The organism is Sphingobacterium paludis (genome assembly GCF_004364125.1).
GTDB lineage: Bacteria > Bacteroidota > Bacteroidia > Sphingobacteriales > Sphingobacteriaceae > Sphingobacterium > Sphingobacterium paludis.
On the sequence record NZ_SNZV01000002.1, the window covers coordinates 323,235 to 348,040 of the forward strand.

Annotated in this window: 16 protein-coding genes and 5 tRNA genes; 13 read left to right on the forward strand and 8 right to left on the reverse strand. The window is 42.8% G+C overall.

What is annotated here, in order from left to right:
• Positions 1-16: 16 nt before the first annotated feature.
• From B0I21_RS04315 to B0I21_RS04345, 7 genes are all read right to left on the reverse strand, one after another.
• A complete protein-coding gene (locus tag B0I21_RS04315; RefSeq protein WP_133639240.1) occupies positions 17-2,386 on the reverse strand; it encodes an ABC transporter permease in 2,370 nt (789 codons plus the stop codon).
• A gap of 185 nt (positions 2,387-2,571) precedes the next feature.
• A complete protein-coding gene (locus tag B0I21_RS04320; protein ID WP_133639241.1) occupies positions 2,572-5,001 on the reverse strand; it encodes an ABC transporter permease in 2,430 nt (809 codons plus the stop codon).
• Positions 5,002-5,148: 147 nt separating this feature from the next.
• Positions 5,149-7,560, reverse strand: coding sequence for an ABC transporter permease (locus B0I21_RS04325; RefSeq protein ID WP_133639242.1), 2,412 nt, complete (start codon positions 7,558-7,560; stop codon positions 5,149-5,151).
• A 133-nt stretch (positions 7,561-7,693) separates the two neighbouring features.
• Positions 7,694-10,138, reverse strand: a complete 2,445-nt coding sequence (locus B0I21_RS04330) for an ABC transporter permease (protein WP_133639243.1) — start codon at positions 10,136-10,138, stop codon at positions 7,694-7,696.
• Between the two features lie 143 nt (positions 10,139-10,281).
• Complete coding sequence (locus B0I21_RS04335; RefSeq protein ID WP_133639244.1) at positions 10,282-12,699, reverse strand: ABC transporter permease; 2,418 nt, start codon at positions 12,697-12,699, stop codon at positions 10,282-10,284.
• A gap of 73 nt (positions 12,700-12,772) precedes the next feature.
• On the reverse strand, positions 12,773-13,459 hold the full coding sequence (locus B0I21_RS04340; protein ID WP_037495654.1) for an ABC transporter ATP-binding protein: 687 nt from the start codon (positions 13,457-13,459) through the stop codon (positions 12,773-12,775).
• A 13-nt stretch (positions 13,460-13,472) separates the two neighbouring features.
• Positions 13,473-14,723, reverse strand: a complete 1,251-nt coding sequence (locus B0I21_RS04345; RefSeq protein ID WP_133639245.1) for an efflux RND transporter periplasmic adaptor subunit — start codon at positions 14,721-14,723, stop codon at positions 13,473-13,475.
• 477 nt (positions 14,724-15,200) lie between these two features.
• Between B0I21_RS04345 and B0I21_RS04350 the strand changes: the two genes are divergently transcribed.
• The 4 genes from B0I21_RS04350 to B0I21_RS04365 are packed head-to-tail and all read left to right on the forward strand — an operon-like array spanning position 15,201 to position 19,736.
• On the forward strand, positions 15,201-16,523 hold the full coding sequence (locus tag B0I21_RS04350) for a TolC family protein (protein ID WP_133639246.1): 1,323 nt from the start codon (positions 15,201-15,203) through the stop codon (positions 16,521-16,523).
• 15 nt (positions 16,524-16,538) lie between these two features.
• Positions 16,539-17,903 (forward strand): sigma-54-dependent transcriptional regulator, encoded by a 1,365-nt coding sequence (locus B0I21_RS04355; RefSeq protein ID WP_133639247.1) that lies wholly within the window; start codon positions 16,539-16,541, stop codon positions 17,901-17,903.
• A 2-nt stretch (positions 17,904-17,905) separates the two neighbouring features.
• Positions 17,906-19,231 (forward strand): sensor histidine kinase, encoded by a 1,326-nt coding sequence (locus B0I21_RS04360; RefSeq protein WP_133639248.1) that lies wholly within the window; start codon positions 17,906-17,908, stop codon positions 19,229-19,231.
• 25 nt (positions 19,232-19,256) lie between these two features.
• The gene (locus tag B0I21_RS04365; RefSeq protein ID WP_133639249.1) at positions 19,257-19,736 is read left to right on the forward strand and encodes a hypothetical protein; all 480 of its coding nucleotides are present in this window, start codon (positions 19,257-19,259) and stop codon (positions 19,734-19,736) included.
• A 175-nt stretch (positions 19,737-19,911) separates the two neighbouring features.
• Here the strand turns inward: B0I21_RS04365 and B0I21_RS04370 are convergent, their stop codons facing one another.
• Entirely contained in the window at positions 19,912-21,072 is a 1,161-nt protein-coding gene (locus B0I21_RS04370; protein ID WP_133639250.1) for a BamA/TamA family outer membrane protein, read from the reverse strand.
• A 308-nt stretch (positions 21,073-21,380) separates the two neighbouring features.
• Here B0I21_RS04370 and B0I21_RS04375 point away from each other — a divergent pair.
• The 9 genes from B0I21_RS04375 (at position 21,381) to rplK (ending at position 24,790) form a co-directional block, all read left to right on the forward strand.
• Positions 21,381-21,456 (forward strand) — tRNA-Thr (locus tag B0I21_RS04375).
• A gap of 24 nt (positions 21,457-21,480) precedes the next feature.
• A tRNA-Tyr gene (locus tag B0I21_RS04380) sits at positions 21,481-21,561 on the forward strand.
• Between the two features lie 43 nt (positions 21,562-21,604).
• Positions 21,605-21,677, forward strand: a tRNA-Gly gene (locus B0I21_RS04385).
• A gap of 96 nt (positions 21,678-21,773) precedes the next feature.
• A tRNA-Thr gene (locus B0I21_RS04390) sits at positions 21,774-21,845 on the forward strand.
• A gap of 74 nt (positions 21,846-21,919) precedes the next feature.
• Positions 21,920-23,107: an elongation factor Tu gene (tuf, locus tag B0I21_RS04395; protein WP_133639251.1), complete on the forward strand. Its 1,188-nt coding sequence runs from the start codon at positions 21,920-21,922 to the stop codon at positions 23,105-23,107.
• Between the two features lie 157 nt (positions 23,108-23,264).
• Positions 23,265-23,335, forward strand: a tRNA-Trp gene (locus B0I21_RS04400).
• Between the two features lie 25 nt (positions 23,336-23,360).
• Positions 23,361-23,555 carry a preprotein translocase subunit SecE gene (gene secE / locus B0I21_RS04405; protein WP_133639252.1) on the forward strand — a complete coding sequence of 65 codons (195 nt, stop codon included), beginning with the start codon at positions 23,361-23,363 and terminating at the stop codon, positions 23,553-23,555.
• Positions 23,556-23,573: 18 nt separating this feature from the next.
• A complete protein-coding gene (nusG, locus tag B0I21_RS04410; RefSeq protein ID WP_037495630.1) occupies positions 23,574-24,119 on the forward strand; it encodes a transcription termination/antitermination protein NusG in 546 nt (181 codons plus the stop codon).
• 227 nt (positions 24,120-24,346) lie between these two features.
• Entirely contained in the window at positions 24,347-24,790 is a 444-nt protein-coding gene (rplK, locus tag B0I21_RS04415) for a 50S ribosomal protein L11 (protein ID WP_133639253.1), read from the forward strand.
• Positions 24,791-24,806: the final 16 nt, after the last annotated feature.

The following is a 24,806-nucleotide window of genomic DNA, read 5'->3' on the forward strand; positions in this document are numbered from 1 at the left end:
CACTTTTGACTTTTTATCACTCATCCCGCAGGCTATCGACCGGATTGGCTATGGCTGCTTTAATTGACTGATAGCTTACTGTAGCGGCAGAAATTAGCAAAGCGCCAACACCGGCCAGTAGGAAAATATCCCAACCAATGTCTGTCCGGTAGGCGTAAGTCTTCAGGAAATTGTACATCGCCCAAAAGGCAATCGGAAAAGCGATCAAACAAGCCAACGCTACCAAGGATAGAAATTCATTGGATAGCAGTTTGGTTATCGAAAAGATGGAAGCTCCCAAAACTTTGCGAATGCCTATTTCCTTTGTTCGGTTTTCAGCCATGAAAGCTGCGAGACCGAAAAGACCCAAGCAGGAGATAAAAATGGTGAGTCCAGAAAACAACGTGGCTAGCTGTCCAATTTTTTGGGATTCCGCAAACTTGGTTGCATATTCATCGTCTATGAACTTGTATTCAAAAGGGTAGTCAGGATTAAACGCTTTAAAGATTTTTGCCGTTTTTTCTAATGCTTCTTTGGTGTTGAGGGCTGGATTAAATTTGATATGGAGCGTCTGCATGCCAAAGCCATTTGCACCTTCAAAAACTAAGGGCATCACGGGATCAAAAGGGGACTCTTGAATGAAATCTTTGATCACACCAATAATGTGGAATTTAGTACTTCCCCCATCGATTATATAACTTCCTATCGGATTTTTCAACCCCATTACTTTAATCGCAGATTCATTTAATATGGCTGCGTTTGAGTCTGTCGGAAATTTGCTAAGATCAAAATCACGACCCTCAACCAGCGTGAATCCTGCAGTTGCTACCAGTTTATCATCGGCGGTTTGTCTGTTAAACTGTATGCTGCTTTTCGGATCTTTACCCTCCCATTCAAAGCCATTCCATCCGCTCCAACGTTCGGTGAGGGGAGACATAGTACGGGTGACAGATGCCGCGATGTTTTGATCAATTAATGCTTGTTTGATCAAGTGTATATTTTTTTGAATGTCACCGTTTTCCGGAATATAGACCAGGTTATCCTTCTGGTATCCGCTTTCGCGGTCTTGCCCATATTGAATCTGTTTCCGGATAACCAGCGTACTGACGATTAGGATGATAGCGATAACAAATTGACAAACGACCAGCACCTTTCGCGCACTAAGCTTGCTCTGCGTTGAAAAGAATTTTCCTTTCAAAACTTTTATCGGGCGGAATGAGGAAAGGAAAAATGCCGGGTAACTTCCAGCTAATAAGCCCGTCAGTAGGATGAAGGTTCCGAACATAGACCAAAATTCCCAAGAGACAAGATTGATGTGAAGTGCTCTGCCAACGAGGTCGCTGAAGGAAGGCAGCGCAAGAAGAAGCAACAGAAGCGCAAAGGTCCCGGAGATGAATGTCAATAAAAAAGACTCCGTTAAAAATTGCGCGACGAGCGTTCGTTTTTGTGCACCAACAACCTTGCGGACGCCGACCTCTTTCGCGCGTCTCTCGGACTGTGCGGTGCTTAAGTTCATAAAATTGATGCAAGCGATCAACAAAATAAAACAGGCAATCACGATAAAGATACGTACCATCTCTATTCGGCCGCCTACTGCTTTACCATTTTCGAATTTGCTGTATAAATATTTCTCGGATAGCGGTTGGAGAAAGCTTTCGGAACGTAACTCTGGAGCATGACGTTGTAGAATTTTTTGAATCTTTTGCTGTACAGCAGCAAGATTGGCGTGTTCCGCCAACTCAACAAAAGCAAGTACCGAGCTATTGCCCCAATTTTTGTCGGCATATCCAAGCTTCTCCATACCTGTCCAAGGTAAAAGATACTCATAATTTGCAAATCGGCTATTGCTAGGCAAAAGTTTGAGCACGCCACTTACAGTGAGACTCTGGTTACGATCCATGGAAAGATTCTTACCCACGACATCGGTTGTGCCATAGAGTTTCTTTGCAAGCTCTTCCGATAAAACAATAGTGGACGGATCTTTCAGTACCTCGTTTGGATTGCCGGATAGCAGGGGTAATCCAAACATCTCCAGAAATGAAGAATCGACAAACGCACCTTCGCCAGTAGTCAGTTTCTGTTCGTCGGTAGTAAACAAAATACCGTTGTTACCGGATACGCGCGTCGTATTTTCGACCTCTGGAAATTCATTTTTTATGACCGGAGCTAAAGGCTTCGGCGTGGAGAAAAATACTGAAATTTCATTATCCAAAGGTTCGCGGGTACCCACCGCGTACAATCTATCCGTCTTGAAATAGAACCGGTCGAAACTTACCTCGCTGCTAACCCAAAGAAAAATAAGCATAGCTGCCGCCATACCAATCGCCAAACCCGATATATTTAGGGCTGTAAACCCTTTGTTTTTCAGAAGGCTTCTCCATGCTATTTTAAAAAAGTTCTGTATCATTTTCTAGTAGATTATAGATGATAGTACTTAGATGATAGTATTTAGATATTAGATGATAGTACTTAGATTATAGACTATAGTACTTAGACATTAGATCTTAGATTTCACTAATTATTTTCAATTCCTGTCATTATTACTTTTAACTTTTTACTTCTCACTTTTGAATTTTGAATTTTTACTTTGCATCACTCATCCCGCAGGCTATTTACCGGATTGGCTTTTGCTGCCCGTATGGCCTGATAACTAATGGTCATTAAAGCGACCATGATGGATAAAAATCCAGCAAGGGCAAACATCCACCATTTGATATCAATACGATAGGCAAAATCTTCTAACCACTTGCTCATCGCCCACCAGGTCAGGGGTGTGCCGATGACGACGGCAATCAGCACTAACCGCACAAAATCCTTCGAAATCATCACGAGAATACCAGAAATGGAGGCTCCCAGTACCTTGCGAATGCCGATCTCTTTCACACGTTGTTCTACGATAAATGTCGTCAGACCAAACAAACCTAGGCACGCGATAAAAACAGCCAAGATCGAAAAGGATATGGCTAATTTCCCTACCCGTTGCTCAACCTTATACATGGCGTCAAAAGACTCATCCAGAAAATGATAGCTGAAGGGCAAGGCGGGCGAACGTGCTTTCCACTCCTGCTCAACGTTACCAATAAACTGCTTTAGGTCTGTTGAAGATACACGAAAAGCCGCAGCAGACCTGTTATTTCCCAAACGCATCACCAGGGGGCCTACATGCTGCCGCAACGATTCAAAGTGAAAGTTTTTGACGACCCCCACTACGGTATACGCCATACTTTCACCATCACCATAAGGCATATAAATTTTCTGGCCTACCGGATTTGCATAGCCCAACACTTTTGCAGCGGATTCGTTGATGAGCATACCGGTTGAATCGCTCCCGTATTGCCGGGAAAAATTTCTTCCTTGCGATATCTCCATCCCTAACGTAGGAATGTAGTCATAATCAATATCCCATCGTTGCGCATTGAACGAATTCGATTCATTCATCACCGGATCTTTCGAAAATGCATTATCGTTTCTGTCGGAATTAGCAACAGGTAGGAACCTCGCAAAACTGGATGATTGTACATCTGGCAACTGCGATATGCTATGCCTAAAAGATTCTGCATTTGCGCCCAACGCCTGTGTCCCTTTTACGATAAGCACGTGATCTTTATCAAACCCAATTTTCTTATGCTGAATGAAATTAAGTTGTTGATAGATAATCATCGTGCCAGCGGCCAATGCTACAGAAGTTAAAAATTGAAAAACCACCAGACCACTCCGAAATTTGCTGCGTCGAAAACCGCCGTCTATCTTGCCCTTTAATACGGAAATCGGCTTAAACCGTGATAGAACTAATGCTGGATAAATCCCTGCCAATCCTCCTACGACGAGCGTGAACAGCAAAAGCAGCAATAAGAAAGCTGGGCTAAATAAGTCAGCAAATGCCAACTCCTTACCTGCAATCGTATTGAAATAATGGAGAAAGAGAGCCGATAAACCAATGGCGAGTAAAAATGCCATCCAAACCATCAACATCGACTCCGTTAGAAACTGCGTGATCAACCATTTTTTCTTCGATCCCAATACTTTACGCACGCCCACCTCTTTGGCCCTTGCTGCAGACCGTGCAGTAGAAAGGTTCATAAAGTTGACACAGGCCAACAGTAACACGAAAATAGCTATGCATGAAAATATCCGAACATATTGTACATCGCCATTGACACCCAATTCTGGGTAACGATCCGAATGTAAGTGAATATCTTTTAGCGGCATTAAGGTGTATTGAATCTTGTTCCCGGAACGTTGGAAATCTTCCATCGAGTTGATGTCCATCAATTGACGGGCTTGCGGCAAGATGTGCTTCTGTATGATCTGCTCAAAATTACGATCGAAGCTGCGCACATCGGCACCATCTGCTAGGAGCACATAGGTGTGAAAATTATGACTTAAAAAGCTATTCCACGGATAATCAACCTGGTGCATCGAGAAGATAAAATCGAACTGGAAATGAGAGGTGCGGGGCATATCCTCGAATACGGCCGTGATTTTATAAGGAGCTTCCTTCGCGTTATTGGTTTCAATAGATTTACCAATAACATCTGCCGTTCCAAAGTAACGTTTTGCTGCTGACTCACTAATCACCACGGTGTTTGGTTTGTTTAATCCATGCGCGGTCTCACCTGCAACCAACGGAATCGTAAAAACATCAAACAAGGTCGAATCAGCATACGCTATCTTTGCTTCATGGATAAATTGATCACCTCTTTTGAGCAGTCGGCCTCCGCTCGAATTGTAAAATCTGACGAATGCTTCGACTTCTGGATACTCGGCTTTCAGTGTTGCTCCCATGGGATCACTCGAGGTGGCTAGATGAAGGTCTGTTCCACCTATCGTCAAATCGCTGTTGATCCGATATATCCGATCCGATTTTTTATGATGCTGATCGTAGCGCAACTCATCGGTGACATACAATGCGATCAAAATAAAAGACGCCAGACTAATCGCTAAGCCGACAATGTTAATAACAGAAAAGGTTTTGTTCATTAACAGATTGCGCCACGCTATTTTTATATAGTTTTTTAACATTTGATAGTATTTAGATGACAGTACTTAGATTATAGATGATAGTACTTAGATTATAGATGACAGTAATAATATTTTAGATTTCGACTATCATTTCCAACTCCAGTCTTTTTTACTTTTAACTTTTTAATTTTTACGTTTTAATTTTCATCATTCATCTCGTAAGCTATTTACTGGATTGGCATGAGCAGCGAATAGCGTCCGAGTAAGTAATACGCCTGTCGCTACGCCTATCAACCCTAAAGTGGAAGCTGCAAAAATCCACCAACTTATGTCGGTTCGATATGCAAAGTCCTGAAGCCATTTGTTTACGAGAAACCAGGCTATTGGAAATGCAATTACGCAGGCTATGGTAACCAACACGAGTACATTTTTCAACAAGAGAAAGACGATCTGTGCTATCGTAGCTCCAAGTACTTTACGAATTCCAATTTCTTTAGCCCGTTGGTTTGCCGTGAATATTGCCAATCCAAAAAGGCCTAATCCAGCGATAACAACGGATAAGGCCACCGCCCACCGCAGAAGTTGGGATAGCTGCTCTTCTTTAAAATAGAAGCCCGCGATAGTTTCGTCTAGAAATTTATATTCAAAACTATCATCTGGAAATAGTACTGTATATTCCTTCGCAATTTTGTCGATGGCTGCTTTCCAGTTTTCCGGGTGATGTTGATCCAAAGCAACGTGCATTACATAACCTTTATCATCTCCCCAATAGATTAGCGGACGAATTTCATAATGTGCAGAAGCGACGTCGAAATCTTTCATCACCCCCACAACCGTTAACTCACCTCCGTTTAGTGACAGGCCAATAGCATCCTCCGCGGATTTTAGATTTAATAAGCCTAGCGCTTTTTCGTTGATCAATGCCTCGCTCGTAGTATCAAGCAACCTAATATTACGGCCGGCCACCAATGGGATGTTGTAAACAGCGAGGTAATTTTCATCCCCTGTTCTAGAATCCAGTGTAAGTATCTTACTCGCGGTATCGCCAGCCGTCGTTATCGTGGTATTCATCCAGCCCGCGAATGCAGGCGATTGATTTCCGAAACTGAGCGCCTTAATTTCGGGGATCGCTTCAAGCTTGGTTTTTAATAATTTTCCTTTGTCACTGTTGTTCATCAAGCCTGGGATATAAAAATTAATGATCGCATCTTTTCTAAAACCCATGTCCTTATTTGTCGCGAATTGGATTTGTTTGCTAACAACCAACACAGCAACCAGAAATACCTGAGCCAACACAAATTGGAAAACTGTCAATGTTTTGCGGATGCTACTGCTTCTGGAAAGGTTGCTATTTTTTGATAGTTGATTTTTTAAAGCCAATACCGGAGCATAGCCTGTAAGCACCCAAGCCGGATAGAAGCCAGCAAGGAAAGTGACAAGGATCAACTGAACGAAAAGAAACAAGCCGATACTCATAGTTGGTATATTTCGCCAAGTAAGTCCTTTTGGAATAAAACCGTCAAAGGCTTGCAGCAATAGCGGGAGAAGGAGTATGGATAGGAGCGTGGCTACAAAAGCCACGACAAATGTTTCCGTGAGAAACTGCCATACCAGTTTTCGTTTAGAGCTGCCTAAGGTCTTGCGGATTCCGATCTCTTTTGCACGCTCAATAGATTGCGCGGTGGATAGATTTACAAAGTTGATAATCCCGAGCGATAAAAGGAAAAGTGCCAGTATCAGTAGGTTACGTAACGTTTCTGGTTTTATCGCTGAATAGTTAAACTCCGTATTAAAATGTACATCCGCTATAGGCTGTAGCTTAAATTTATCTTTCCAACCATCGATATCGATTTTTTTATTATTGGATACAAAGGCTAGAATATCTGCTTCCAATTGAGCAGGCGAAGTGCCTGCTTTAAGCTTGACTAAGCACTGATTGGCATCCGAGTAGTTGCTCCATCCATCCCAACCAAAGCTTTGTTTTAAGCTGTGATACTGTGGGATAGTGGCGACAGCAATAAAACTTGAAAATTTAAAATCGGAGCTATAGGCCATTTCCTCTACTACCCCGCCTATTTCTAGGACAATGGAGTCGCCAAAAATAAAAGTCTTGCCCAATACCTCCGCTGCCGAGCTCTTCGGAAAGTAGCGCAATAGGTCTTTATCAGTTAGAATCGCCATATTCTGCTGTTCCAGCGATGCTGCCGATCCCGAAAGCCATACATGCGGATAGAAGTCAAAATACTGCTTATTGGTAAATACAAAGTCGTTTTCTTTGTTGAATACCCTCGGCTCGCCGCTCGCCGCATCGGAAACTTTGATTTTAGCATTTCTATTTTTAAATACAGGCACCACCGATTCGATACCCGTCAAATCCGTTTCCAAGGTGCGTACCAATGGAACCAAAGTACCCGCATTTTTAAAATCACCATCACTAACTAATCGATATACGCGATCCCGATCCGATACGTTCTTATCAAAGCTGAAATCATATTGGATCAGCAGGAAGATAACCAATGTTGCGCTGATACCAATTGCTAAACTTAGGATATTTATACCCGTAATCACCTTGTTTTTCAAGATGTAACGAACCGCTGTTTTTAAAAAATTCCTTAGCATGATAAAGTATTTAGATATAGATAATAGTACTTAGATTATAGATGTTAGATCGAAGACTTTTCAATTTTGATTTTTTAACCGAGCGTAGCGAGCTCATCGAAGATAATTTTTACTTCTCACTTTTAACTTTGCATCACTCATCTCGCAGACTGCTGACCGGATTCATGCGGGCTGTTCGTATGGCATGGTAGCAAATTGTTCCCATAGCGATCAACAGACTCATGCCACCCGTCAGCACAAAAACCCACCACTTTACTTCGGTTCTGTAGCTAAAATCTTGTAACCAAACATGCATGGCCCACCAAGCTATCGGCGTGGCAATAAGCAGCGCTAACAACACCAATTTCAGGAAGCCGAACGACAGCAATTGGATAATGCCGGCAACACTTGCTCCCAACACCTTGCGCACGCCGATCTCTTTTGTACGTTGTGCTGTAGTGTAGGCGGCCAAGCCGAATAACCCCAAACACGCGATAAAAATCGTGATGATGGCAAAGGCTGTAAAAATCTGCTGTGTACGCTGTACATCGTTATATAGCGCTGCAAAACCTTCGTCTAGAAAGCTGTATTGAATTTTTTGCTGTGGCGAAAACTTATCCCAAACCTTGGTGATGTGATCTATTGTCCGCGCGGGATCCGTAGTCTTGATCTTGATCGATATGAGGGAGTTGCTTCCACCGATTGCCAAGCACAACGGATCTAAGCCTTCTTCTCGCAACGAACCAAAAATAAAGTCTTCCACAACCCCGATAATGGTATAGGTATTTCCATTTGTGATGTGTGCGCCGATCGGATCCTTTATACCCAGTTCCTGAACCATCTTTTGGTTAACGATCACCGCCGCTGAATCAGAAGCTATGGCCATATTAAAGTTTCTGCCAGCAATCAAATTTAGCCCAAAAGTGGCGATGTAATCTTTATCCACCACCCAAAATTGACCTCCTTTGCCAGCTTCCTCTTGTTGTTTTCCTTCAAGGTTGAAACTATTGCCGTTTCGTTTGGAACCGTCAATATTGACAGGAATGTAATCACTAATCGCTACGCTTTGTACAGCAGGAATGTTGTTGAGCTCATCTTTAAACGTTTTCGCCTGATTGCCTAACGTTGTTGTTCCGTGCAACACCAATACTTGGTCTTTATTAAAACCCACATCTTTATTTAGAATAAAATTCAGTTGTTGATTGATAATAAGCGTGCCGATGATAAGCATGATCGAGGTCGCAAATTGGAACACCACTAATCCATTTCGAAAAAGTGAACTTCCACTTGTTGGAGAAACCTTGCCCTTCAATACAGCGATAGGTTTGAATCCCGATAGAAACAGTGCCGGATAGATGCCTGATAGCAGCCCTAACGCGGTTGTGGCAAGCAGCGTCGAAGGGATAAAGTACCAACTGTTCCACGGAATATGGAGATTCTTGTCCGCTAGATTATTAAAGATGGGCAGCAGCAAGAAGCTGATCGCGATGCCTAGCAAAACCGAAATAACGCTATATAATAGCGACTCGGTAATAAACTGGCTGATTAACGCCTTTCTACTGGAACCTATGGTCTTTCTCACACCGACTTCCTTCGCTCTCGTGCTGGCATTAGCAGTCGACAGGTTGATAAAATTGATAGCCGCAATGATCAAGATAAAACTTGCTATGCCGGCAAAGATCCAGACGACTTTGATGTCGCCTCGCTTTTGGGTTTCTATCTTGTAATCTTGTATGTCTGTAGAATGAAGATGTATATTCTCGAGAGGCTGTAATACAAATTTCGCCGAATGGAGAATGGGGTTTACCTGCATACCAGCCTGTAACATAGCCGGGATATAATGATCGTTGACGTAAGATTTTGTTAGCTGTTCTGCTAATAACGCTGTATTTGTCTCTTTTTTTACTTTGATATACGTGCTATAATTGCTCGCTACCCAATTTTGCTGTTCGCCAGGATAAAAGTCTATGCCCGATAGTGTCATAAAGAAATCAAAGCCGTACAGGTGCGAATTGCTGGGTACATCTTCGATAACGGCATGAATTGTATACGGCTTGTCTTCATCGTTGTTTAGGTAAATGATCTTTCCAATCGGATCACCTTTGAAATATTTTTCAGCCTTGCTTTTTGTAATCACGATACTATTGGGCTCGTCGAGTGCATGGGTTAACGAACCGAATACAGTTTGCAAGGGCAGCATATCCAAGAGCGACTGATCCACATAAGTAAAGCCATTGTCGGAGAAATTCTCTGGATTTTCGTTGGTGGATAGTTGGTTGGTTCCCGCACCAAAAAGCGGGTTGGAAAGCATTCGGCCCATCGCTTCTATTGCAGGAAACTCCTCCTTGAAAGTAGGCCCGGCAGGGGCGGGTAGGGAAATGCCTTTCCGCACAACGTTATCCTGCTTCGCAACGCCAACCAACCGGAATATCTGATCCGCCTCTGGATAAAATTTGTCATAGCTTAGTTCATGCTGCACAAAGAGGGCAATAAGCAAGGAGACCGCAATGCCGAATGCGAACCCGCCGATTTTAATGATAGAGAAAAGCTTCTGATTGCGAAGGTTTCTCCAGGCTATTTTAATGTCGTTTTTGATCATGATCAAAAAAAGTAAAAATTCAAAATTATCTTCGATGAGCTCGCTACGCTCGGTTAAAAAGTAAAAAACTTCTGTAGTGACGCTAACTGAGAAAGTGACTTTTCACTACTCACTACTCACTACTCACTACTCACTACTCACAATCACTCGTCTCGTAAACTATCTACAGGTTTAACTACTGCAGCTTTGATAGCTTGATAGCCAACTGTCATTAAAGCAATGCCAATGGCTAATAAACCGGCTACGATAAAAATCCACCATTGAATTTCTATTCGGTATGCAAAATTATCTAACCAATTGTGCATTGCCCACCAAACAAGCGGTGTAGCAATTACGATCGCGGTAATCACGAGCACAACAAAATCCTTAGAGAGCATAGCTACTATTCTGCTGATCGAGGCGCCTAAAACTTTTCGTATACCTATTTCTTTTGTACGTTGAAAGGCGGTGAGTGTGGCAAGCCCAAAAAGCCCGAAACAGCTTATTAAAATCGTTATGCCAGTCGCTAAATCAATTAGTTTGGCAGCGCGATATTCTTTTTCGTAAATATTTTTGATTTTTTCCTCATTAAATTTGAATTCAAATGGCGCATTTGGATAAAGCGACTTCCATTCCTTTTCCATGATGGCAATGGCTTTTGGCCATTGTTTTCGCTCGGTGGGTAATTTGATATGAAAGAATTGTAGTTGGCTCGAGATGTTTGAAGAACCTAAAATCAACGGTCCTACTTTTTGATGCAGTGAACTTTGGTTAAAATCTTTAAACACACCCACTATAGGATAAGTAGCATTGTCCGATCTAACGAGTTGTTTGCCGATTGCTTCCCGAGGATGCTTTATGCCCAAGGACTTTAACGCAGATTCGTTAATGAGCACCTCACGCATCGTATCTGTAAAATGAATATTCTTGCCCGCCAGCAATTGTATTTGGTAAAGATCTATGTAATCTTCGTCTATATATTTGCGCGGCGAATTAAGCTGAATACGTCCGGTATCAGCTGTGAAATAGTATATGCTTCCCCAGTACATCTTGTTGAGAGGCTCGTGGCCTAGGGAAATACCTTCGATCTCCGGATGTTTTTTTAGGGCCTCTTTGTACAATAATGGGCTTACTTCGCTATTCTGGTAAGACTTGTAAGGCATCCTGATGTTGACAACAGCGTTATATTTAAATCCCAGGTCGGTATGTAATATAAAGTCCAGCTGCTGACTCATTACCAACGCACTAACGATAAAAAACTGGGCAATAATAAATTGAAAAACTATCAATGACTTCCGTAGTGTTAATCGGGTTCCACGAATTTTTGTTTCGACCTTACCTTTTAAGGTCTCAATAGAACGTAGTTTGTTAATGAGATACGCAGGGTATAGGCTGGATACTATGGATATGAGAATCAGGAGACCTATTAGAAATAAGGCTAGTAATACGGTGTTGTCATAATCAGCTATCCCCACCGGAATGAATTCTGGGAAAATAAATTTGAAAAGGGAAACGATTGGAAAGGATAGAAGTAATGCAAAGGCACTAACGCACAACGTTTCCATTAAAAAACTTACCGTAATATGTATAGGGCGTACGCCCAAGGTTTTACGTATGCCAATTTCTTTGGCGCGTTGTGGGATTTGTGCCGTGCTCAGGTTGATGTAGTTAATGCAAGCCAGTAAAAGCAGAAAGGATCCAATGGCGATTAAACCGTACATGACCTTCTTATCGGATGCAATGCCTTCTGTATCGTATGCTGCATCGAAGTGTTTTGTGCGCAACGCAAAAGTCTCAAATTTAGAAGCTGAATCAAACGAAGCATGATCTTTCGCCGCTACCTGGTTATATTGCTTTTGAGCAGCCTGTAGGAGTGCTCTTACCGATGCCTCATTTTTCGATTTTATATATAAAACATGGTTAGAATTGAAACTATGCCAATCGTGATTAGACCATTCTTTCTCGGGTATCGGTATGAAAATAGACGATTGAAAGCTACTCGGGAATGCTAGCATCTTAACAACGCCAGTGATCTGGAATTCTGTACTATCGGCGCGGATCGTTTTACCGACTAATTCGGAAGGCTTCATGTTTGGGAAATAGAGGGCCGCTCGATCCTCACGAAGCACTATACTGTGCGGGGCTGCGAGTGCGGTTTCCGGATTTCCTGCTAGCCATTCATAGGGAAGCATCTTAAAATAGCTGCTTTTGGTTCCTGCAATGGGATGTTCTTCATAAACGTCGGGCTCAGTTCCGTCAGCTTTCGAAATAAATAACCTTTCAAAATGTTGGTTGTACACGGGTACAATCAGCGCATCGGGCAATGCTTGGTCAGTCATTATTGGTGCCATGCCTAACGGAATACCGGCAAAACCTTTCGAAGGATTAGGCACATCATCTACACAAACGACTTGCCGGATATCATCAACCTCAGGAATGTGTTGGTCAAAACTAAACTCATAGTGTACAACCCTAAACACAATCCAACAGGCGCTGATACCAATGGCCAAACCGAAGATATTTAGAGCTGTGAACAAGCGATTCCGCCATAACTGTCTAACTGTAATTTTAAGATTTAACATAATTTCAATCTAACTTGGTTTTTTAATTGTTCGTGCGTGCAAGCTTTATGTCCTTACCTTTCCCTACAGATTACTATCGGGCTTCTATATTCTCCGTTTCCATAATTACCTGCCCATCCAGCATACGGATAACGCGATCAGAAAACTTCGCATCATGCTCGCTGTGCGTCACCATCACGATGGTCGTGCCGGCTTCATTCAGTTCCGTTAGCAATTGCATTACTTCGTTACCGTTGCTCGAGTCAAGGTTACCCGTAGGTTCATCGGCTAAGATCAGCTTCGGATTGTTGACTACGGCACGCGCTACCGCGACACGCTGCTGCTGACCGCCCGATAGCTGCTGTGGAAAGTGGTTTCGGCGGTGCATGATCTGCACTTTTTCCAAAACTTCCTCTACACGTCGTTTGCGTTCTGCCGCCGGAACATTCGTGTAGACCAAAGGAAGTTCCACGTTTTCAAAAACGGTAAGCTCGTCAATCAGATTGAAACTTTGGAATACAAAGCCAATGTTGTGCTTGCGCAGATCGGAACGCTTTCCTTCTTTAAATTTTGCTACTTCAATGCTGTTGAATAGGTAGCTGCCTTCATCAAGATCATCCAGTAAACCAACGATATTTAACAAGGTAGATTTACCACAGCCCGAAGGACCCATTACCGCAACAAATTCGCCTTCCTTTACGTGGATGTTGACATTGTTCAAGGCTACGGTTTCCACTTCTTCGGTGCGGTAGTATTTTTGGAGGTTTGTTATTTTGATCATGTTATTTAGTTAATTATCTGATATTCAATTCCTGTATTTTATCGTAGGTTTCATAGCTCGACACAATGACCTTGTCGCCTGGCTGCAAGCCACTTACTACTTCATAATATTCCGGATTTTGCCTGCCCAATTGCATATCCACCCGATAGGCTGTATTGCCATTTTTATCCAGCTTAAAGATCCAATTTCCGCCGGTTTGCTGGTAAAAGCCACCCTTGGCAAGCAGTAGCGCCTTCGTTTCATCACTTAGCGCAAGACGAATCTGTAGCGTCTGTCCGCGACGTATGCCTTTTGGTACTTCGCCGGTGAACTCCATGTCAACCTGAAAGCGACCATTGGTAACTTGCGTATATACCTTTTTAATTTTCAGCTGGTAATTCTTACCACTGATTGTAAATTCGCCAACCTGTTCGGTAAAGATTCTGCTTATGTAATGCTCATCGATTTCTGCGCGAACTTTAAATCCTGTCAACACGTCGATTTGCCCCAGACGTTCTCCCGGATTTTTGTTCTGGCCAATTTCAGCATCGAAAGACGTGAGCTGACCGTCTACCGGAGCGCGTACAATCAGATCTCCAACCTTTTGTTGCATCAGTTCCAGAGCACCTTGCGTGCGTTTGTAAGTCTCCCGATCTTGATAGGCTTTTTGGCTCGAAGAAATAGAATCCTGCCGCAAGATTTGTTTCGTCAGGCTTACCCGTTCTTTTTGGTAATTGTATTCATTCAACGACTTTTGGTACTCTTGGCTCCCAATAGCCTTTTCATTGTACAATTTCTGGTTCAGTTTGTAAATGCGCTCCGCTTCCCGATAGGCTTGTTCCACATCAGCCATTTGATTTCGGTTGTTGATCGATACCTGCTCGGCGTTGGTACGGGCAATTTGCGTTTGCGTAAGTAAGTTCAATACTTGTGTCTCTTGTTGAACCAGGCTCAGTTCCTGATCTGTATTTGAAAGGCGCATAATCGCGTCGCCTTTTCTTAATACCGCGCCGTCTTCTACATATTTTTCTTCTACACGGCCACCAACTGACGCATCTAAATAAATGCTACTGATGGGGAGTACAGTTCCATTGATCGGGATAAACTCTTGAAATGTTCCTTCTTTTATTTCCACAATACTGATGCGGTCTGCTTCAACATTGAGCTTGCTATTCCCACTAGTGAAGTAGTAACTCGCACCTATTAAACCCACAATACCCAATACACCCGTCAGGGTTAAGATACGTTTCGTATTCCATCGCTTCTGTTCTATCGGTCTATCCATTAAAAATTAAGGTCAAAATGTATAAAATTGCGTGTTTCTAAAAGCACGCTCATAATCATCCTATAAAGATGTGCCAGTTTTTTAACTAACTGTATTTTAGTTGTTTACTGTCATGCTGGTTGTGTATGTGTTCGTAATCGGACAGGTGGTTGTTCGGTCGTGGACAGATGATTCACCAGCTGTTTGGTATACGGCAACGCGGTAAATGGGCTATTTGACGAATTATAGACAGGCCTTTTATAGTTATCTGGCTATTTTTTGCAAACCGTATGGCATATGTTCATCTCGCTATCAATAGGATCGGGGTTTTTCTTACGGAATTAGATGGGTACGAGTGGAGCTATCGAACATATGTCCAAGCGCGTACACCCGTTGTTCGTAATCGAACAGTCGTACCTTAGCTCAGTTTGCATGATGTTGTTTATGAATAGTTTACGTTTTTGGCACGCCCTGTGTTGATCGCTGGAAAAGGTTTTGATGAAAAATAATTTACGATATATCGTTTTATCATTGATTTGTGTTGTGCATTATGCTGCAATGGGACAATCTGAAGACAGGATGTCTTTGGCTTCATGCGTATCGCTTGCCATAAAGAACAACCCGAATCTAAAGCGCTCGGAATTGGAACTGTCTCGCAATGAGGTGAATTACAGGCAGGCTCGGTACAATCGTTTACCAACGTTAAACGGTAATGTAAGTCATAGCTACAGCGAGGGGCGGAGCATCAACAGTACAACAAACCAATTTGTGGATAACAATCTCTTTATCGGCGGACAGTCCCTGTCGTTAACGATGCCTGTATTCAATGGCTTTCGAGTGCTGCATGATATCCGGAGTAAAGCCAGCGCGCGGGAGGCTGGAAAATTTGAATTTGAGAGTGCCATTAATGAGTTGCGGCTGGATGTCATTGAAGCGTATATCTTGGTGCTGACATCTCGTGATATGTTGCAGCAGGCAGAAAACCAGCTAGCGGTAACAGAGGAAAGCCTGCATAGAGCCGGCGTTATGCAGCGCGAGGGCGCTATCAATCCAGGTGATTTTTACGATCTGGAGGGACAGGCGGCTACAGAACGAAATATTGTCGAAACGACAAAGCAAGATTTATACACGTATGAGGCGCGGCTAGCCGGATTAATGTATATACCTCGGGATGAGCTATCGGAACTTGATCCTTTACCAATGCCCTCTGAAGCAACATCGCTGTCCAATGCTGCTCTCTATGAGCAGGCCCTTCTCGTGCTTCCAGATTTCAAAGGTTTTAACAAGCGAATCGACGAAGCGGAGCACAATGTCAAGGTTGCTAAATCAGCGTTTTATCCTTCGCTGCTATTCAGTGCCAATATTCAAGCACCCTACTCCAGTGTGGATGCTCTAGGCTATAACTATTGGCAACAGATTCGGAACTACCCATCAAAAGGTGTTTCGCTGACGCTTCAAATTCCCATTTTTAACCAAATGATCGTACGCAGCCAAGTAAAGCTGGCAAAAATAAATCTGCAGCAAGCGCAATGGGATAAAAAAGTGCGGGAAAATTTCGTTCGTGAGGAGACCGCAAAAACCGTTTTCAATCTTTCGACGCTGAAACAGAACGTCGGAAATTTAAAACAGCAGGAGCGCAGCTATGAGGAAGCCTTTCGCATTGCCCAAGTACATTTTGATGCGGGCAATAGCAATTCGGTTTTGTTTCTCACGGCAAAGACAAAGTTGGACAACACACGAAACCAATTACTAATCAAGCAATACGAGTGGTTGTTCCAGAAATATATAAATGATTATTATTCGGGAATATTAGAATTGTAAGTATCTTAGTGCCTCATGAAGAAAGCCACCATATTAATCGTTGATGACGACCAAGATCTGTTGACCGCTGTGCGTATATTGCTAAAGCCCAAGGTCAAGCAGGTCCTTGTGGAGAAGAACCCTGAAAATCTGATGCACATCCTCGGGCGGGAGGCCGTCGATGTCGTGTTATTGGATATGAACTTCAAAAGTGCGATCAATACCGGTAATGAAGGCTTGTATTGGCTCGGTAAAATAAAAAGCAACTATCCGCATATTCAGGTAGTCATGATAACGGCCTATGGTGCCGTGGACCTTGCTGTACGCTCATTAAAACAAGGGGCTTCGGACTTTATCGTGAAACCTTGGCAAAATGAATTATTGTTACAAACACTGCATACCGTTTCTGAGGAAGGGAAAGACCGTACCGTGAGCAAAACCAGCATGCAGAAACCAAAGGATGAGAACGATATCGTGGGAAAATCTTCTGTTATGGAAGACCTGCAATACAAGATAGATAAGGTGGCGCCAACAGAGGCTAATATCTTGATTCTGGGCGAAAACGGAACAGGTAAAGACCTTATTGCGCAGGCGCTTCATAAACGCTCACTGCGTACCAAAGGCCCCTATATAAAGGTGGATGTAGGTGCGTTGACCGACACCTTGTTTGAAAGCGAACTTTTTGGTTATAAAAAAGGAGCCTTTACCGACGCGCGCGAAGATCGACAAGGACGATTTGAAGCCGCCAATGGCGGGACACTATTTCTGGACGAGATTGGCAACATCGCCTTACAACAACAAGCAAAACTACTGAGTGTGTTGCAAAACAGACAGGTGATGCCACTCGGATCCTACCAAGGAATTCCTGTCGATATTCGTTTGTTAAGCGCTACCAATGTGCCCCTCAAGACGCTGGCTGATGAGAGCAAGTTTCGTAAAGACTTAATCTATCGTATCAATACGGTTGAAATTCAGGTACCTCCATTGCGCGATCGTGGTGAGGATATCGTGCTACTCGCCAATCACTTCCTGGATTTCTACAGCAAAAAATACCACAAGAATATAGAGGGATTAGAAAAGGAGGCTCTTCAAAAATTAAAATCTTACCACTTCCCTGGCAACGTTAGGGAACTGCAATACAGCTTGGAAAGAGCCGTCATTATGGCTGAAGAGAAAAGCATTCGTGATGTTGATATTTTATTTTCACCGATTGAGCAAGAGCAGTTGGCCGATAGTGGGTTTGTACAGCCCACCCTCTCTAACCAGAGCCTCGAGGAAATGGAGCGCAAGGCCATTAAATCCGCTATCGACCGGTATAGCGGCAACATCAGCAAAGCAGCGCGTGAACTTGGATTGACAAGGGCAGCCTTGTATCGGCGGATGGAGAAATATGATATTTAAGTATGACTAAGTCTAGCGTCTACTTTTTTCTCAAAACTACAGTCATTGCCCTAGCCGCAGTAGCCATTGCTTACGTGCTGTTTCTCCAGTTTTATTTGTATGCATCGGCGCTTTTTGTCCTGTTTTTGCTTGTGGTTTATCGCTGGCTCGGCGCAGAGCGAAAATTGGTGAGCCATGTTGTTGACTTTTCAGAAGCTGTCCGCTATCGAGACTTCACACGCCGGTTTGCCGTTAAAAAGCCCAATACGGTGGAAGGCCAATTATTTTTGGCTTTCAATAACATCAATCAGGTTTATAAGCAAATCAGCATCGACAAAGAAATCCAACATCAATATCTGAATAAAGTGATCAATATGCTGGATTCTGCTATTCTTTTCTATCAAGCAGATACCGGGAAAGTGATATGGATTAATGATGCGTTTAAACAGCTGTTCGAGACACCCCACTTGGGAAATCTTCGAGGCTTAATCAAGCGTCACGAAGAGTTGTATGAGAAAACCGTCCATATGACACTTGGTGCGCAGCAAATGGAAACGGTCAGTTCGGCGGTGGGTAAGATTAAGCTGTTGATGCACGGGTCGGAGTTCGAAACGCAGGATGGTAAATTTCGGATCGTGGTCTATCAAAATATTAATGAAGCAATTGATGCCACAGAAACGAAGGCTTGGCAAAAACTTTTGCGTGTATTGACCCACGAGATTATGAATTCCATCGCACCCATTAGCTCATTGGCCGAAACATTACACGATCGCTTAGAACACGGATACACGGAAGATGACATCGATGATCTGAAAGTCGGCATATACACCATTAAGCGACGCAGCGAAGGGCTGTTGCAGTTTGCGAAGAGCTATCGCCTTATTAACCGCGTGGATGAACCAAACTTGGAAGAAATCCAATTGAAAGTGCTTTTTGAAAATATTTACCAGTTGTTGGAGCCTACACTGCTTCAAAAAAATATCGATCTGGATATTATATTAAAAGACCGCCGCTTGGTATTAAGGGCAGATATCAACCTGCTGGAGCAAGCGCTGATAAACCTTCTGCTCAATGCGATCGAAGCAGTCAAAGATGCCGAGCAACCCTATATTAGCATTGCTGGACTACAACGGGATGGGTTTACCGTGATACGCGTTCAGGACAATGGCTGTGGCATGCCGGCGGACATCCAAGAGCAAATCTTTACGCCTTTCTTTACCACGAAAAAATCGGGCAGTGGCGTAGGATTAACGCTAAGTAAGCAGATTATGCTTCTGCACAAGGGAAACCTGTTCGTCGAAAGCAAGGAAGGGGAGGGTAGCGCTTTTATATTGCAGTTCCAATCGTAGCGTGCAAAAAATACGTTATTTTTGTTTGATGCAGTACTACGTGGATCTCGTCAAGCATTTCATTATCGCTAATAGCCGGCATGGAACCCATTCGCCATTCGTGTATGGACTAGCAGATCAAGTGATCTACAAAAAAGCAAATCTCGGGTCTGTGGCCGTTTCATTTCCCTCGTCGTTTTCATGGCGGTACCGAAAGCTACTGGGCGCTATGCTTTCTCATATGGGGGTTAACACATTAACGACGCTATATTCCGAGCAGCCCGGGGCTGCGATTTGGATCGATCCTAGGCATGATCCAATGGCCAATTTGTTTGATCTGTTAGAGGCGGGAAAGATTATCATTGTTCATGAACCTTATCGATCGAAACAGCTTTGGAATCAATGGAACGCTGATCCACGTGTGATTGTTAGTATAGACCTGTTTCATGTTGGCTTGCTCTTGCAACGAGACGGGCAGCGCAAAGAAAACTTTCTACTGCGCTATCCTTATTGGAATGACAAATAGCGGATCTGCACAAAATCGCCGTTGAATGCTGCGTGCCCCAACTCACGGGTTTTGATGTCTAGATAGCTATGCGAACGAATAAAAAAATGAATCCAACGGGGTTCACGAAGTATAACGACAATATGCTCCATGACCTTAATCCCCACTGGGGTCGTATAGCGGAAACAACCATTGATTAAAACGCTTCACTGATACTGAGATAAAATCCCGACTGCCTTTTTTCACCAGGTCTTTGCTCGCCAAAGGCATAGTCAAAACGAACCGTGCTATTGTGTTCCAGACTAAAGAAGTAGCGTATGCCCCCGCCGAAACTAGGAACAAGACGCAGCGCATGCTGCGACGAAAAGGTGCTGCCTGTACCGGCAAATCCCACCACACCAAATCTCGGCATAAACCGATAACGAAGCTCGGCTTGGGCTGTAGCATAATTCTTATCCTTATACCGACCCAGGTAGTATCCGCGCATGGTCATGTCGCCACCCAAATCCCGATAAGCATAGAATGGTACATTTTTACCATAGGTGCCCCTATACATCACTTGTGCAGCGAGCGTAAGGGGCTTCGCGATCTGCCTGAATCCACGTAGGTCGACTTCGACCTCGCTTCCGACGAAGTTATCTTTTCCAAAGAAATTTGGTGCATAGTCATATTTAAAACGGGCATAGAGGCCGTCCGTCGTGTATGTTGTATTATTTCGGGTGTCATAAAGCGAGGATACACCTAAGGCCAGATATTGCCCCCCTAACTTTCCAATCACATTATCTTGGTCAAAAATCCCGCCCGCTTCGCGATCGTCAAACCTAAAATGTTCGTAATTTAGATTGACACCAGCATAGAGGTTCGGAAAAATATTCTTTTCTACATCTACTTTGGCCCGAATAAGCTTTTGACCGATAAAATCTTCATCGGCAAGCCACGTATCAGAACCTAGTCCGTAAAAATTGAACGGCCAATCGCGGTACCGAAGTTCAGAAAGGATGTGGTATTCGTTGCCTTTCGTCCAGATATCCGAAGTAAGCTTAACATTTTTTTGTTTTTCGGTGGTTAACGTACCGATCAAGGTGATGTTTGAGGTGCGACTATTCAGATCAGATTTGTCCAAATAAAAATTATACGTACCGGCTATTCCATATTCGAAACCCGACTCTTGGGCATAGCCTACGGCTGGAAGGACGATTAAGCTACCCCCCCTGGTAGAATCCGTTTCCGACGAAAGGAACTTTTTTATAATTTTTTTTACCAGATTATTCTCTTGTGCAGTGGAGGGAGCAGGCATAAATGAAGAGCAAAACAGCGTGAAAAGTAGTATGTTTTTAAAAGTGAATGTTAATTTCATGAATATCGATGTAAAAGCTGCCTTAAAAAATGCGGTGCAAGATGTAAATTATTTCATTGCGTATCAAGTATATGGTCGAAAACGCTGTTTTTTTTTGATAAATATTTTTGAAGTATGCGTGGAGTGACTATCTTTGCATCATCAAATTCAAACAGGGTTAAACGGCTTGAAGTTGATTGAAAAGCGTTCTTTAACACGATAAAAAAAAGTTTTTAAAAAACTTGCAAATATCAAAAGTAAATTGGATTTTTGCACTCGCTATCTGAAAGGATAGAAGTTCTTAAAAGAGAGTTTTTTAAAATAAATATGCCTCTTTAGCTCAGCTGGTAGAGCAACTGACTTGTAATCAGTAGGTCATTGGTTCGATCCCGATAAGAGGCTCCAAAATGCAATTTCGATTGCAGGTATGGAGGGGTTCCAGAGCGGTCAAATGGGACGGACTGTAAATCCGTTGCTTCGGCTTCGAAGGTTCGAATCCTTCTCCCTCCACACTTTTTAAAACGTCCGGAAGCAGGTTTGTTTTCGGACAAAAGCGGAAGTAGCTCAATTGGTAGAGCGATAGCCTTCCAAGCTATAGGTTGCGGGTTCGAGACCCGTCTTCCGCTCTATTTTTTTTAATATTTGATTAAGTCTCTGTCTTTTTGATGAAAGTATCTAAAATAAGGTGGAGGCATTTATCTGTAAATAAGCTTTTAGAAAAAGCCGAAGTAGCTCAGGGGTAGAGCACTTCCTTGGTAAGGAAGAGGTCGTGGGTTCAAATCCCATCTTTGGCTCGCATAACAAAAAGTTATTACTTTTGTAAAAGGATTAATTAAGAAATATTTTATAATTACTAATTCGCATAAACATGGCAAAAGAGAAATTTGACCGTAGTAAACCGCACTTAAACATTGGTACTATCGGTCACGTTGACCACGGCAAAACAACTACTACAGCTGCTATCACTAAAGTATTAGCTGATAAAGGTTTGTCAGAAGCTCGTTCATTTGATTCAATTGACTCTGCTCCTGAAGAAAAAGAGCGTGGTATCACAATTAATACTGCACACGTTGAGTACTCAACAGCTAACCGTCACTACGCACACGTAGACTGTCCAGGTCACGCCGATTATGTGAAGAACATGGTTACTGGTGCTGCTCAAATGGATGGTGCTATCATCGTTGTAGCTGCTACTGACGGTCCTATGCCTCAAACGCGCGAGCACATCCTTTTGGCTCGTCAGGTAGGTGTACCAGCTCTAGTTGTTTTTATGAACAAAACTGACTTAGTTGACGACGAAGAGTTGTTAGACTTAGTAGAGATGGAAGTTCGTGAACTATTATCGTTCTACGAATTCCCAGGTGATGATATTCCAGTAATCAAAGGATCTGCATTAGGTGCGTTGAATGGCGAGCCAGAGTGGGTTGAGAAAATTATGGAATTAATGGATGCTGTAGATAACTACATTCCAATTCCTCCACGTTTGACTGAGTTACCTTTCTTGATGCCTATCGAGGACGTATTCTCTATCACTGGTCGTGGTACAGTTGCTACAGGTCGTATCGAAAGAGGTGTAATCAACTCTGGTGATCCAGTTGAGATCCTAGGTATGGGTGCTGAAAACTTGAAATCTACTGTAACAGGTGTAGAAATGTTCCGTAAAATCTTAGATTACGGTGAAGCTGGTGATAACGTAGGTCTATTGTTACGTGGTATTGAGAAAACTGATATCCGTCGTGGTATGGTTATCTGTAAACCAGGTACTGTAACTCCGCACACCGATTTCAAAGCTGAGGTTTACGTATTGTCGAAAGCAGAAGGTGGTCGTCACACGCCATTCTTCAACAAATACCGTCCTCAGTTCTACTTCCGTACAACAGACGTAACAGGTGAAATTTCTTTACCAGAAGGTACAGAGATGGTTATGCCTGGTGATAACATCACAATCACAGTGAAGTTAATCAACGCCATCGCTATGGAAAAAGGTCTACGTTTCGCTATCCGTGAAGGTGGTAGAACAGTAGGTGCTGGTCAGGTAACTGAAATCTTAGCGTAATCTTTTAGATTCGTCTACTATAGAAAACAAGCTAATTAGCTACGGCTGATTAGCTTGTTTTTTCTCTTAGCGTGGAGGTGAAAAACGCAAAAAAACATAAATAATATTTGCTCTAATACGGCTTAAACGCTATATTTGCAGCAGTAAAACAAATTACACGGGCATAGTTTAAAGGTAGAACGAAGGTCTCCAAAACCTTTGGTCTGGGTTCGAGTCCTGGTGCCCGTGCTAAAATAATTTAGGTAAACTAATAATGGCTAAAGTACTTGATTTTTTTAAAGAGTCCTATATCGAGGTTACCGAAAAGGTAACTTGGCCTACTTGGGCGCAATTGCAAAGCTCTGCAGTAGTAGTACTTGTAGCATCTATTCTCATCGCATTGGTTGTATTTGTGATGGATAAAGCGTCAAGCAATCTATTAGAGTTGTTGTACGGAATTACGTCCTAATTTATCAGTAGAAATTTTATGGCAGATCAATCGTTAAAATGGTATGTAGTCCGTGCCGTTAGTGGAAAAGAAAAGAAGGTAAAGCAATATGTCGAGGCCGAAGTTAGCCGCTTAGGTATTCAGCATTTGGTGCCTCAGGTTTTGATACCCATGGAGAAATATTACCAAATGCGCGATGGTAAAAAAGTTGCGAAAGAACGTAACTACTATCCTGGTTACGTATTGATCGAAGCAGCCCTTGACGGAGAGATTGAACACGCGATAAAGAACCTCAATAGTGTTATTGGATTTTTAGGTGATAAAGCAGGGAATGCTATCCCGCTACGTCCATCAGAGGTGAACCGCATCCTAGGTAAGGTTGATGAGATGGCCGAGCAAGGTGAAAGCATGAATGTTCCTTACTACGTAGGTGAAACGGTGAAAGTTAACGATGGTCCTTTCAATGGCTTTACAGGCGAGATTGAAGAGGTTCATGAAGATAAGAAAAAGCTGACTGTTATGGTTAAGGTATTTGGACGTAAAACGCCATTGGAGCTTAATTACATGCAGGTCGAAAAAGAATAAGCTAAAGCCCTTTCAAAAAGGGCTTTTTTATGCACATATCGTAAATCGGTAAACCGAATAAGAAAAGAAATAAAATGTTATTTCTTTTCTTTGTTATAAAGAGAATTATGTATATCTTTGCACCTCGTTTGGTTGCATTGTTGTTACGAGATGACCAACGAATAATAAATGTTACGTTTGAGCTTCCAACTTACTAACAAACATTTAACAATTAAATTCAAAACAAAATGGCAAAAGAAGTCAGTGCGTTAGTAAAATTACAAGTAAAGGGCGGTGCTGCCAATCCATCACCTCCAGTAGGGCCTGCATTAGGTGCTAAAGGGGTGAATATCATGGATTTCTGTAAGCAGTTCAATGCCCGTACGCAAGACAAACCAGGTCAAGTATTACCTGTTGTCATTACAGTTTACAGTGACAAATCATTTGATTTTATCATCAAGACTCCGCCAGTTGCAGTTCAGTTGAAAGACGCTGCGAAATTAAAAAGCGGATCTGGAGAGCCTAACCGTAAAAAGGTTGCTGCCATTACATGGGAGCAAGTAGAGGTTATCGCGAAAGATAAGATGCCTGATTTGAACGCATTTACTGTAGAATCGGCTATGAAAATGGTCGCTGGGACAGCACGTAGTATGGGTATTACCGTTTCTGGTAATGCACCTTGGAACAATTAATTAACGAAATCAGTTT